Source organism: Bradyrhizobium sp. CIR18, assembly GCF_014198295.1.
Lineage (GTDB): Bacteria > Pseudomonadota > Alphaproteobacteria > Rhizobiales > Xanthobacteraceae > Bradyrhizobium.
The window spans coordinates 403,740-416,986 of the sequence record NZ_JACIHF010000005.1 but is presented as its reverse complement, the minus strand read 5'-3'; the positions used below and the strand labels follow the sequence as shown (position 1 = coordinate 416,986).

The window sequence follows — 13,247 nt, the reverse complement described above, 5'->3', positions numbered from 1 at the left end:
CGCGCTATTGTCGCATCCATGGAGGCATACGGAACTCTCCGTCCGCATACTGCCTCGGGTAAAACAGAACCCGTTTGCCATCCCAAATCTGGAAGAACTGAATTGGAATTGAATTGTCGCCCTGGTCCGCAAGATGCGTGTTCGGATCAAAGGAGAGCTTGCCACTTACGATCTGTTTGCGGGTATCGCCAATGGCCTTGCCGATAGCGAGCCGTTTGGCCGGATCTCCCACCCTGGCGAGGGCGTCGGCATAGACCATGACCTCCTCGTAGAGCGCCGGCCCATAGGTACCTGGTTCGTGGCCATATTTGTCCTGATATTTCTTGATCACTTCGGCAGCCCGCGGGTTCGCGGGCGTATTCAGCGTGCCGCCCAGCAGGTTATAGACGACGCCCGTGGCCTGCTTGCCCGTCAACTTTAAAAATTCGGGGACCGAAGGTGCATACTGGATGAAGACGAGGCTGTCCGTCGGCTGCTCCAGGAACTGGGTCAAGAACTTCCCGGCATTGCCCGGCTGATAGTCCGTGTTGATGATGACCGCTGGATTATCCTGACGAACTTTAGCAAGGAACGTTCGCCAGTTGTCGATCTCACCGAACGGCAGAAGGTCTGCCGACGTTACGGTCCAGCCAGCATCTTCGAAACTCTTCTTCAGCCCGTTCATGATGGTCTTCGAATAGGGATTGTCCGAAGAGATCAGGGCGACCTTCGTATTCCGCAGCTTGAGCTTGCCATCTGCAAGAAGGCCCTTAACCACCGGCACCATGGCCGTATTGTATTCATCCAGGGACGGGGCCATTGACCAGACAGTCGGGAACTTGTCCGGATGGGGCGCGATGATGTCCCGCGTCTGAGCCGAATTCGCCCAGATCAGGTAGGGCATCTCCTGCTCGGCCATGGTCTCGATTTCGAAATTGCTGCCGCTGGCGTAGCCGGTGAGGATGGCGTTCAGGTCACGATCACCCGCCAGGCGTTCGATCGCACTGGTCACGGCATCGGCGGACTGGTTCTGGGTGTCGCCTACGACCACCTGCAGCCTGTAGCCAGCTACCCCGCCAGCTGCATTGAGTTCGTCAACGGCGAGCCTGGCGCCGTCGATCATTTCGTTTCCATCCGCAGCTGAGTTACCGGTCAGCGGCGCGAGGACACCGATCTTGGCGATTCTATCAGCTGAATGGGCAGGCGTTGCCGCGGCGAGCGCAGCGAGGACCAGACTGGTCCAAAGACTAGCAAAGTTCATGGTAGCACTCCTCTTTCACTGCACTGGTTCACTGCATTTGCGATCAATCACTTGATTCCACACCAATCGATGATTCCGGCGGCTAGCGTTTTGGTTGTCTCCTCCAGCGAAACAATGTCTACGTACTCGTCGGCGCCGTGGAAACCGTCGCCCGTTGCTCCGCAGATGACAGCATCAACTCCCGCGCCGGCGTAGTGCGCGGCATCGACGACGGCAATCATTCCCGAGATCTTCGGCTTGCCGCCAAGTTGGGTTCGACGCTGCAAGAGCGATTGCACGAGCGGGTGATCTGGCGCGGTATCCATAGGCGGGAAATGCAGGCCACCGAGCTCCCATTGGACCTTGATCGGATTCTTCTGCAACCAGAGATCCTGCTGACAGAAGTGATGCACGAAGGCTTCGAACTCGGACCGGATCTCTTCCTTCGTCTGGTTGGGCAAGAATTTGTAGTCGAGGTCGATGACCGCCACATCCGGAATGATGGCGGGATTCGTCATGATGAGCGGCAATCCGTCCGGCCCAAGCCCGGCGCCAGCACGCATTGCTCCGACATTGATCGTATTCATGCCGGGCGGCAGCAATGGATGCTGACGAGCGCGGCACCTCGAATATTCGAAGTTCCTGAGGGCTTCCAGAAAACGACCTGCGATATCGATCGCATTCACAGCTGGCCGCAGCCGCTCGGGTGCGTCGCGCTGCGGCCAGATCTCGTTGTAGCGCCACGCCGAATGGCCTTGGCGGCCCGTGATGGTGATGCGTATCCATTCCAGACCGCCTTCGCAGATCTGGATATCGCCCATCGTCAGTTCGGTGATGATCGCCGCCTTGGCAAGATAGCCGCGCTTGACAGCGTCTATCGCACCAAAGCCGCCAGCTTCTTCATCGACCACCGAATGGAGAGCGACACGTCCCTCAAGTTCGATACCTGCCGCCCTGATGCCGCGGATGGCAGCAATGGCAGCTGCGACGCCGCTCTTCATGTCGATGGCACCACGCCCGTAAAGCCTGCCATGCTTGATCTCACCCCCGAAGGGATCAACCGTCCAGGTGCCGGCCTCGCCGACAGGCACCACATCGATATGGCCGCACAAGAGCAGGCTACGCTCTTCCGAGCCAGCGAGCTGACCGATGACGTTTGGCCGGTCGGGAAAGACGTCCCACCGGTCAATCGACATACCAAGTGACGTCAGTTCCGATTCAACCAGGTCCTGGACGGCGCTCTCGCGGTTCTGGTCTGGATCATTGATGAACTTCGGATTGACTGAAGGAATCCGGACAAGCCTTTGAGTGAGCTCAGTCGTATAACTCCGCTCGCGGTCGATCGCGCTCCAGGCGGCCTTCACTGCAGCGTCTAGTTTGCCCATTTGAAATTCTCCCTAACTCTTGCATAGACTATCGCTTAGCAATGGCAGCCGGTCTCGTTGGTGTGCGTGTCTGGCGGGCCACGCGGAAATGCCGCTTGGCCGCAACGCTATTGCTTCATCCAGAGCGGCATGCGGAATTCGCCATCAGAATGCTACTTCGGAGAAAACAGGACCCGCTTGCCGTCACCGACCTGCTAGAACCGAATGTGCGGGAGCTATTGGTCGGCTGCTCGATAAACCGGGTCAGAGACTTCGCCGCGTGGCCGGCCCTTGGGGCAGTATTTATGACCACTGCCTGGTTATCCAGGCGGACCTTGATGAGGAACGTTCGCCAGTCGCTGATTTCGCCGGTCGGCAGAAGGTCGGCAGATGTGACTGTCCGGCCGTCTTCCTCGAAGCTCTTTTTCAATCCATTGATGATCGACTTCGAGTAAGGATTGTCGGTGGAGATCAGAGCGACCTGCTTGTTTTGCAGCTTCGACTTGCCGCTCTTTTCCAGACTGTGCAGCACTGGAATCATCGCCGTCTTGTAGGCGTCATAGGAAGTGTTGGACGACCAGATGGTCGGGAACTTGTCCGGATGGGGCGCAATGACCGTGCGCGTCGAATCCATGCTGGTGTAGAGCAGGTACGGCATATCCCGCTCGGCCATCAACTTGATCTGAAAAATGCTATAGTCCGCATATCCGTTTATGACGGCATTGAGGTCAGGGTCGTTCGTCAGGCGCTGGACGGCGCAGGTTACGGGCTCCCGTGACATGTTCTGCCTGTCGCCCATGACGACCTGAGGCTGGTAGCCGGCAACGCCCCCGGCTGCATTGCTTTCGTCGACGGCGAGCCTGGCGCCATCCACCATTCCGAGGCCGTCGCCGGCGCTGGCGCCAGCGCGCGGCGCAATCACGCCGATCTTCTCGGCAGCATGGGCAGGGTTGGTGGCAATCAGAGCGGCAAACCCCAGACTCACCCAAAGACCAGAAAATTGAATGACCACAGTCGTATTTCCCTCTCCTTGATGGTATCTGCTGAACCTCTTTGAGCGGGAGCAATCGATGATCGCGGCCGCCGCGTTTTGGTTCAGGCGGCCGCACCTGAGCCGCAAAGACTGGCGGTTCACTCGCTCTTGTTCACTTATCCCGAGCACCTTCCGATCTCGTCGAGCAGCGCGCCTGTGCCGACTTGGCGGCAATACCCCTTGAGCGCTCGCAGAGTGTTGTCGTGACGGTCCTGGCTATATGTGGCGCAGGCATCTGGCACGAGCGTCACGAGGTAGCCGAGATCGCAGGCGTCACGCACCGCAGATTCCACGCATTGGTCCGTGACAAGTCCAGCCAACACCAGCTGCTTTACGCCGAGATTGCGCAGCAGGTAATCGACGTGGGTGGACACAAAGACACTCGAGGACGATTTCGGCAGCACGATTTCATCGTCGCTGGGCGCAATCTCGTCGATAACCTTCCCGTCCCACGAGCCCTTTGGGACATTGAAGCCGCTGATCTTGTAATCGAGGCTGCGATCGCGACCATTCTTGGTAAGACTCTCGATCGTGGTGTAAAGAACTTCTATGCCTGCGCTACGAAACGCCCCCTGCAGCCGCTGCATGTTGGGGATTGCAAGGTTCTTCAAGCGATCGAAATAGTAGCCGTACTTGTCGGCAAACTCGGCGTCTGACACATCCTTGAACTCGCCGCCATCGCGTCGCGCACAAAAGTTCTGCACGTCGATGAACAACAGCGCCGACACGTTCGGATTGAGCGGCACCTCGCGTGTCGTGGGGAAATCAATCGTTGACATGATCTTTCTCTCGCGCATCGATCAGCCCTTGGGCGATCAAGCTCGCCCATCGGTGCTGTCCCTCGGGATCGCCAATCAAATCGTTACGAATTTCAAGCAGGAGGTGCAGCAGGCCGCGCCCCTCCCCATGCACCGGGATCGTGTAGTCGCCCTGATCGTCGACGACATACGGCTCGTTGTGCGCACAGATCGTCCCCGGGTTGCGCTCCTGAAAGGAGCCGAGGAAACGCCCGGCAAAGCGACGGTCACGGTTGGAGAGCACACCGAGTTGCCAGGGGCGTCCGGGCCCTCCTGCCAGCCGTCGCGTAAAACTGTGCACCGCGACCAGGACCGCCCGCGAGCCGGCCATCGCGCGCCCATCTAGAAAAAGCGCCACTTCCCGATGGAATGGCTCGTGAATCTCCGCATAACGCTGCCGGCGCTCATGTTCCGCAAGTTTCAGATTGCCCGGGACAACTGTCCCATCGCTCACCTCCGGAATGCAATCGGGCGCGTTAAACGGACGATTGCAGTCGACCACCAGCCGACTATAGCGCTGCAGGAAAAGCGGAGCATCGAGTAGATCCGCAAGTCGACGGGCCACACCTTCGGCGCCGATATCGTAGGCAATGTGCCGAAGCGTTTCGGCCGCGCGCAGACCAAGGTTGTCGAGCCGCCCTGGAACAGCGGTCCCGGCGTGCTCGCAAACCAGCACAAAGTCGGCACGCCCGCTGGCATTTACCAGTTCAACCGGGCGCGGGTCTAACGGCGAAAGCACACTTGGCACGGTTTCTGGGTCCTGCAACACGTCACCCGAAGCTGGTGCATGGCACACATCGCCATACCGAGTTCCCCAACAGAACGAAATTCGTACATCAAAGTCAATTATTTTCTTCGGTTTGACATATTTTTTTCATAGGCCTATTGCCGGAACGCGGCTTTTTCCGAGCCGGATTGCTCAGGTTAGGTTGCGTGACACGGCAAGAGACAACAGGGCGCGCTGCGCCAGCAAACCCCGCAACCGGGCGCAGAGCCGGTCGGACCGGCGTTCGGCCGCGTCTGAACTTTCAATCAATGGAGAAGATGGCGAGCAGCGCCTCAGCACAGGCTGGCTGGTTCGACGGCACCGTCAGGAACACTTCGCCGAAAGCCGGAGGCTCGCTCGCAACTGCTCATCCCACTTACCGACTGCGCGAGAGCATCTGCCCCGGCCTGCCCACACGGAGCACGCGCGAGGCGCGAGCAGTCAGTATTTGCGCTTCTATTTTGCGCCCATCGCCGACACTGCCAGCTTCCGGGAATTGGCCAGCGCACTCGCTTCAAGACATGACCGGACGGGCGAAAGGCGCACCGGTACGCCTCAACGTACCGGCTGGTCCACGGGTAGGACTGAAGAACATGACCGATGCACCGTGGAGCCGTCCTTGGAAACACGACGAGGAGCACAGCAGAAGGACGCGTATCGCCCGAAGCTCAGGTCAGCAGGCTTTCTCAGATCGGGACGGAGGACAAGTAATGCTGAAAAAGGCAAAAACTTTCGACGAGGTTCGAAATGGGTATCGGTGGAATATCCCCGATTACTACAATATCGGTGCCGACATATGCGACAGGTGGGCCGATAAAGAGCCTGGTCGATTGGCGATCATCGACGTAGAGCCTGGAAAATCCACTCGCGAATACAGCTTCGCCGACTTGAAGGCAATGTCCAACCGGCTGGCCAACGCCTTGAGCGCGCGCGGCATTGGCCGGCGTGCCGGAGAGATGGGCGACCGGGTTGGTGTTATGCTGCCTCAGCGCTTCGAGACTGCAGTGGCGCATGTTGCGCTCGCAAAACTCGCATGCATCTCGATCCCGCTATTTACACTGTTTGGACCCGATGCCCTTCTACATCGCCTGGCAGACTCCGGCGCAAGAGCAATCGTAACGGACGCCTCAGGCGTCGAGCGAATAAAGCCTCTTCTTCAACAGCTCACCGCATTGGAGCTGATCATCTGCGTCGACGGCGCGATTGGACCGGCCAGAAGTTTCGCTGCACTTTGCGCGGCAGAATCACCTGCCTTCGAACCTGCATCGACGCTCGCGGATGATCCAGCAATTCTAATCTACACGTCAGGCACCACGGGGAACCCTAAAGGCGCCCTTCACGCCCACAGGGTTCTGTTGGGACATCTTCCGGGGGTCGAATTGAGCCACGAATTTCTCCCTCAGGCCGGAGATCGTTTCTGGACTCCTGCAGACTGGGCATGGATTGGCGGTCTACTCGATGTGCTCATGCCGGCGCTTCATCATGGCATCCCGGTTGTCGCCTGCCGGTTTGCTAAATTCACCGCAGAGGCGGCTTTCGACCTGATCAAAACCTGCCGAATACGCAACGCCTTTCTGCCTCCCACGGCTTTGAAGATGATGAAGCTCTTGCCCCAGACCGAAACGCCTGAGGTGCGCCTTCGCTCGGTGGTAAGCGGCGGCGAACCGCTAGGTGCAGAATTGATCGAATGGGGGCGCACGAGGCTAGGGGTTACGATCAATGAATTTTATGGCCAGACCGAGTGCAACATGGTGGTTTCTTCCTGTGCAGCGCTAGAGCCTCCCTTGCCGGAGACAATGGGCCGGCCCGTGCCCGGCCATGTTGTTGATGTAATCGATGCCGCGACCGGGATTCGCCAACCTGAGGAGACGGAAGGCGCCCTAGCGGTATTAGGCCCCGATCCCGTGATGTTCCTAGGCTATTGGCAAAATTTCGAAGCGACCCGCGAAAAGTTCGTAGAAGGGCCGGATGGGAATTGGCTTCTCACGGGTGACCAGGGGGTACGCGATGCTGAGGGACGGCTTCGCTTTGTCGGACGCAATGATGATGTCATTGGCTCCGCCGGCTACAGGATTGGCCCTGCAGAAGTGGAGGATTGCCTGCTTGCGCACCAAGCTGTCCGTATTGCCGGGGTTGTCGCCAAGCCGGATCCGCTTCGGGGTGCGGTCGTTGCGGCATATGTCGTGCTTAAGGACGGATATGTTGGATCAGATGCATTGGCCGACGACATTGCAAGTTTCGTCAAGTCACGCTTGGCAGCGCACGAATATCCGCGTGTGGTACGATTTATTGATGAGATGCCCTTAACAACCACGGGCAAAATCATTCGTGGCGCTCTGCGCAAGATGGCCCAGGATGAGGCTGCAGCAGAGCATGTCGCAGCGAATCCATGAGAGCCGCAGAGCGATTCCTCTGCTCAAAATGGCCCCAATTGCGAGAATTACTTTTGGGAGCGAGCCTTAATAAGCGGGGGACGTAATCCGGGCGAACTAAGGCAGGGCCTGAGCTCGAACGTAATGGCCGTCGCCCCAAGATGACCTAGGTTCTTTCTTGGAACGCTTCGCAATCGCATGGAATGACAAGCTTCTCAAATCCACCGCATCATCGGCGTGTCCACATTCTCACTTTCCGTCGAAAACGGGGATGGATCTGAAGCAGGGAGCTGTGCACAACCTGACGAAGGAAACGTTCCGCGCCCAACCGGCGTGATGCTCGGCCTGCGCCCTAGCGACGGTGAAGCGGCACCGGATCGGACAAAAATTTCATCGCTGCTCAGTGATGCAGGTTAGATGAGGACCGAAATGATGGCCAGTACGGGTCCAATCCTTTGCGATAGCCGGAAAAGCGCGAGCGCCGCAATCCCTAACGTCTTGTTCAGGTGGGCCCAGGAGGAGACCGCCGACCGGGCTGGTCGTCAAACAAACTAAATTGCCATCGCGTGTCACACTAGCCACAAACGGCGAAACGCTGACGGGGATCAGTGATGAAGCTGTCGCGGAGCCATCAGTATAGGCTCGTCCGCGCGAACTGAGGCCTAAACTGACGATCGCAGCGACAATCTTCCACCGTTAGCTGATGGTGCAAGCCTTAACAGGACGATGCGGTCGGCACCGGGCCGCTTCTCTCGACGACAAGACACAGCGACGCCGGCAGGGGTCATGGGCCTGGCTGGACTCGGGCGAGGTGATCAATGTCACGAGGCGTTGCATGCCCCTGATACGACGAACACGGCATCGAAAGATGCCTCGGCCAGTGGCACGTGCTGTGCAGTGCGTTTGTTGCCTGGGACTTTCAGTGTCCCGGTTCAGGAACAAAGCGTGGACGTGTTTTCCTGACGAATGTCGTCTTTGCTCGGGACATCGGGGGCGATTTCGCAACAGGTCAAGGTAGGAGGAACTATTGAGCCACGAATTAGCTCCGCAACAGTCCAGGTTCTTCGTTCGAATGGGGACCACCGGCTGGATGGTTTATGATCGAGAACGCAAGGGGCCGGCACTGTTAAAGGATCACAGCTTGGCCGAGAAGCTGTCCAAGGAACAGGCCGAACAAATAAAGCAGGCACTTGTTGATGGTTCGATTGACTGATGAACATGATCCCTTGACGTGAGCCTTCGATTCGGGAAATGAAAGTCTAGCCTAGGGATCGTCTTCAGATCGACCGCCGTAATGGTTATGGCTACAGAGCCCGGGCGGCTGTTATCCTGCCTTGAAGCGCGCGTTGCATGCGGATAGCAATCAACGACTTCATCTTAGCGTCGTGGGTTGAAATCATCGCGCCAGAAGGAGGCCTTGAACGCAGCTTGCAGAGTGTCTGCCGACAAAGGCGCAATCCAGGGCAGTCGACCTAACCAACGCACCCGTCCAATCTCGCAAATTGCTCTCACAGCATCCGAATTCTTTTCTCCAACGAAAGCGACTCCAAGAATGTCGATGTGACGCCTTCGCAGCGCCTCTATGGACAGCAGTGAACAATTGACCGCGCCCAGCGTTGTGCTCGCGCAGAGCACGACAGGAAGTTGCCATCTCTCCAAGAGGTCAATGTAAAGCGAGCCGCAATTCAGCGGCTCCATTAGTGCGCCGGTACCCTCGATCACGAGCGGCTGCCCTCCGGTGTCCGGCACGTCCAGCGCATCTGTGTTGATGCGAACCTCGTCAATCTCCGCGGAGTGGAGCCAAGCTGCCGTTTGCAGTCGGTAGCGCTCAGGCACGATGCGATGCGACGGAAGATTGCCAAGCCGAGCGACGCGCTCTGTGTCCGTTTCTCCTTCGAGGCCGGCTTGTATCGGTTTCCAAAACTTCGCACCGAGGAGATTGACGAGTCCAGCGCAGAACACCGTCTTTCCGATGCCGGCGCCTGTACCGGTCACCACAATTCGCTGCTGGCTCATTGAGCTTGGCCTCTTGTCTCCCACCACCGTGTACGCACCTCATCCTCCACGATTGTCAGGGTCAGTTCACAAACGTGTGCCAGTCGTAAGGCCCGCCTCGCGCTTGGGAAGATCGGCAGTCTACGTTGGGCGTACGACCCAACCTTTCAGCGAGTCCAGCAAAAGGCTGCTCAGCGCGCTTTCGACCATTTTTTTCTTTCTCAACTCCAAGCAGCGCACAATCATGCAAGACACCGATGGCGTTTGTTGCCGACGCCACTGGCCTGAAAAGGCCTGCTCCGCATGGCCACCTGATAGATTGACCATAGAAGTTTCGCGTGCGGACCATAGCGCTTCCCTGAGTTGCGTGTCATGCGTTCTGACAGGTCAAGATTGTTTTTCGGCGCACAAATACCGTCCGGATCAGACGAAGGCGTTCACGTCCCGCACGATGTATCCTAATAGACGCAGAACTGTACGTTTCGTACAGCAACGATCAGTGACTGAGTTCAATGGTACGGCGCAGTCGAGCTTCGCATCCTCAGGCTGCGCAAGGGCTCCTACTTTCTGGAGCCGCGCCGCATGGCCGCGAAGGCGCTCACCGACGTGGTACAGGAGGCCTTACGTGCACGGCTTTTCGACCCACTCAGTGGACGATGTGGTGCAGGCGATGGGTATGACCGGCATCTCCAAGAGCCAGGTCTCGCGCTTGTGCGCGGAGATTGACAACAAGGTGAAGGCCTTCCTCGGCGGCCCGATCGAGGGCGACTGGCCGTATCTGTGGATCGACGCCACCTACGTGAAGGTGCGCCAGCAGGACCGCATCGTCTCGGTCGCGGTGATTGTCGCGGTGGGCGTCAGCAGTGACGGCCGGCGCGAAGTGCTCGGCATGGATATTGGTCCAGCCGAGGCCGAGACGTTCTGGACGGCATTCCTACGCAAGCTCGCCCGCCGCGGCCGCGCGGCGTCAAGCTGGTCGTCTCCGACGCCTAAAGGGCATCAAGGCCATCGTCGCCAAGGTGCTCAACGCCAGCTGGCAGCGCTGCCGCGTCCACTCCACGCGCAACGCGCTGGCGCATGCCGGCAAGAGCGGCCGGCGCATCGTCTCTGCCTTCGCCACCGCGTTTGACCTGGATGATGCCCAGACCGCACGAGCGCAGTGGCGAAAGGTCGCCCTCCAACTCCGTCCCAAGTGCCCAAGGTTGCCGACTTCCCCGACGAAACGGAGCCTGATGTGCTCGCCTACATAACGTTCCCGCCCCGGCATCGGACGAAGCTCAGCAGACCGCAGACTCGATCCGGAGCCGGCTTTGAAGTTCGGCATATCGCGAACGCAATTATCGCACCGGAGGTATATGTGCCGGCAGGACCAGAAAGCGTCGGCATGTCGAGCTCAACAGCGACACGTTGCCGCGCTTTCTCGTGAATCAAATCTACTGCAAGGAACTGTCGAAGGCGATCGACAAGCATGTCGAAATGACTACTTCATTGATCGTCTGGAGTACGTGAAACCAGCCAACGATCTGTGAGGGCTAGGTGCTTTGATTCAGTTTTGACCGGCTAGTAAGATCAGAGGCGTCGAACGTTCCGAGCACCGCGACGATCGACATAGCAGCGATGTCAGCTTTCATCCTGATTTCCGCGCGGCGGAGCAAGACCCGTATGGGTTTATCGGAAAGCATGCCGGCTCATGGTCCGCCTGAATGCGCTGGCGCACGAGCCGCCTGCGGGATCCCAACTCGCCGGTCATCTCGCCGCCGATCTGAACGTCGGCCAACTGACTCATTTCGGACAGCTGCGCGCACACTTTGTGGCCGCTCCTGCCCCTTGTCGCGGCTCACGGTCCAGCTTGCGCGACCCGCGACTCGCGCCCCCTCATCGGCAGCATATCGTCCAGCGCCTGATCAATATCATTGCAGATGACCGTTTTGCCGCCATCGCGCGCGATCGACGATTGCGCGATGCGCCGCATGAACTCCTTGATGAAGGCGGCGCTAAGGCCCTCGCTCTGTCGCACGGCTTCATTGACAACAGCCTCAGTGAGTGGCAGGCGTTTGCCATAGAGCCGCACCAGCTTGTCGCGGCCATGCGCATCAGGTAAAGGCACCTCGATGACCTGGTCGATCCGACCAGGCCGCGCCGCGAGCGCGCCCTCGAGCTCTTCCAGTCGGTTGGTGGTAAGTAAGAACAGGATGTCGGCGTCCTCCTTCAGCCCATCCATCTCATTGAGCAGCTTGTTGAGCAGCAGTTCTTCGCGCAAATCCCGCATCTCTTTGCGGTCGCGCGCGATCAGATCGACGTCCTCGATCACCACTAATGCCGGCTGCAACAGCCGGGCGAGGTTCATATATATACCGAGCGCACCGACCTCCTCGGCTGCCATTATTAGAGTGGTCTGATCAGCCAGGTTAGTTGCGAGGTATCGGATCGTGTGGGTCTTGCCGGTGCCGGGCGGGCCATAAAGCAAGATGCCCTTGCGTGTCGATTGGCCGAGCCGGCGCAGCGCATCGCGCATTCCGACAAAGCTCAATACATTTCCATCGAGCAGTTTGAGCACCTTTTCGGGCAGGATCACGTCCGCGCGGTCTACCCGGGACCAACGATGCACCGTAACGCCGCTCGAACGGCCGCTGTAATTCGGATCGCTCTCGAGGGACAGGATCTTGCCACGGTACGATCCGGCGGATTGTACCGCTCTCTCCAGTTCAACGAAGCAGTGCTGCGCGAAAGACTCGCCGGCCGCGCCGGCGGGCACCGCGACCTCAATGTGCATCATCTCCTCTGGGTCTGTCCCGCATTGTTGCGCTTGCTCGCGGTAATAGAACAGCACGACAGCGTAACGAAACTCGTTCGCCTCGGATAGCCACAGCCCATTGTGCAGGCATTTGACTGGCGTAGCCTCGCCGATGTCGATCTCGTGGTATTGTGGCGACGCCAGCAAGACGGCATCGTCTCCGGCGCGCCGGAGCTCCGCGAATGACAGCTTCTCCAAAACCCATCGCTCGTGCAGGCCAAAGAAGCGGACCGGCGAAGCGAACAGCTTGTCGATTGCGATCTGGATGTCCGCGCGCATGTGGCCGGGAAATTGCCGCTGCATAGTCACGAGGCCGTTCGGCGGGATATCAGCGAAATGCCAGGCAATCGCGTCACGGGCCCATTGGAACTGGATCTCGGACGGATCTGGCGCCTCGGTTTCGCCAGCAGGTTCGGAGGTGATTTGCAACGTATGTCCTTCAGCTCGAATTTGTTCCTGCGCCGCATCGAAGAGCGCCTTTGCAACTGACGGTGGGAAGGGACCGCACGCGGCCTTGTCCTGCCGTTCGATCAACATGGAAAGGGCGTAGGCATCGCGCTGGTGTCTACCGAAAATCTTTCGGAATAGATCCACCACGAAACCGCGCGGCGTCTTACCGCCATCTTGAAAAACCAGCTGTACTTGATGATCCATTTGAAGTTTCTAGTATGAGTGAAACGGTTTGCCGTTGGCCTTACTTCGCCTGATGCGCTCCATTCGTCGCACGGTTGCTAGAGGAATTTGCGCTTTGCCGTCCAGGCGCAATTCAGCCGCATGGACTGCCGGGGAACTCATTGGCGGCTCACGGTGCGCCCCATCAAGGCCGGCGTCGATTGGGCCGAATGGCGCAATCGACTGCGATAGCCGAGTAAGGACACGCAGGCCCCAGCGGACCAAACGCATAATC

Annotated in this window: 9 protein-coding genes and 2 pseudogenes; 4 read left to right on the top strand and 7 right to left on the bottom strand. The window is 58.7% G+C overall.

The genetic code is table 11. The features are described 5' to 3' along the window. Nucleotides 1-4: 4 nt before the first annotated feature. From GGD65_RS19950 to GGD65_RS19930, 5 genes are all read right to left on the bottom strand, one after another. The gene (locus GGD65_RS19950; RefSeq protein WP_183236350.1) at nt 5-1,240 is read right to left on the bottom strand and encodes an ABC transporter substrate-binding protein; all 1,236 of its coding nucleotides are present in this window, start codon (nt 1,238-1,240) and stop codon (nt 5-7) included. A gap of 47 nt (nt 1,241-1,287) precedes the next feature. Next, entirely contained in the window at nt 1,288-2,604 is a 1,317-nt protein-coding gene (locus tag GGD65_RS19945; protein WP_183236349.1) for a M20 family metallopeptidase, read from the bottom strand. Between the two features lie 115 nt (nt 2,605-2,719). Continuing rightward, entirely contained in the window at nt 2,720-3,595 is an 876-nt protein-coding gene (locus GGD65_RS19940; protein ID WP_183236348.1) for an ABC transporter substrate-binding protein, read from the bottom strand. A 137-nt stretch (nt 3,596-3,732) separates the two neighbouring features. Next, nucleotides 3,733-4,395: an isochorismatase family cysteine hydrolase gene (locus GGD65_RS19935; RefSeq protein WP_183236347.1), complete on the bottom strand. Its 663-nt coding sequence runs from the start codon at nt 4,393-4,395 to the stop codon at nt 3,733-3,735. Further along, nucleotides 4,382-5,179: an N-formylglutamate amidohydrolase gene (locus GGD65_RS19930; protein WP_210317127.1), complete on the bottom strand. Its 798-nt coding sequence runs from the start codon at nt 5,177-5,179 to the stop codon at nt 4,382-4,384. Before GGD65_RS19930 ends, GGD65_RS19935 begins: the two co-directional genes overlap by 14 nt. A 710-nt stretch (nt 5,180-5,889) precedes the next feature. Between GGD65_RS19930 and GGD65_RS19925 the strand changes: the two genes are divergently transcribed. Next, the gene (locus tag GGD65_RS19925; RefSeq protein ID WP_183236345.1) at nt 5,890-7,572 is read left to right on the top strand and encodes an AMP-binding protein; all 1,683 of its coding nucleotides are present in this window, start codon (nt 5,890-5,892) and stop codon (nt 7,570-7,572) included. Between the two features lie 1,006 nt (nt 7,573-8,578). Continuing rightward, nucleotides 8,579-8,764 (top strand): hypothetical protein, encoded by a 186-nt coding sequence (locus GGD65_RS19920; protein WP_179733065.1) that lies wholly within the window; start codon nt 8,579-8,581, stop codon nt 8,762-8,764. 164 nt (nt 8,765-8,928) lie between these two features. Here GGD65_RS19920 and GGD65_RS19915 read toward each other — a convergent pair whose 3' ends face one another. Next, complete coding sequence (locus tag GGD65_RS19915; RefSeq protein ID WP_183236344.1) at nt 8,929-9,567, bottom strand: dethiobiotin synthase; 639 nt, start codon at nt 9,565-9,567, stop codon at nt 8,929-8,931. Between the two features lie 498 nt (nt 9,568-10,065). Between GGD65_RS19915 and GGD65_RS19910 the strand changes: the two are divergent. Both GGD65_RS19910 and GGD65_RS40235 read left to right on the top strand, forming a co-directional pair. Next, a pseudogene (locus tag GGD65_RS19910) lies at nt 10,066-10,825 on the top strand (IS256 family transposase); the annotation flags it as partial. A 7-nt stretch (nt 10,826-10,832) separates the two neighbouring features. Continuing rightward, nucleotides 10,833-11,013 (top strand): annotated as a pseudogene (locus tag GGD65_RS40235) (RNA polymerase sigma-54 factor); the annotation flags it as partial. 370 nt (nt 11,014-11,383) lie between these two features. On the opposite strand, the gene GGD65_RS19905 reads toward GGD65_RS40235, so the two are convergent. Next, on the bottom strand, nt 11,384-12,994 hold the full coding sequence (locus GGD65_RS19905; protein WP_183236343.1) for an ATP-dependent Clp protease adaptor ClpS: 1,611 nt from the start codon (nt 12,992-12,994) through the stop codon (nt 11,384-11,386). Nucleotides 12,995-13,247 lie beyond the last annotated feature (253 nt).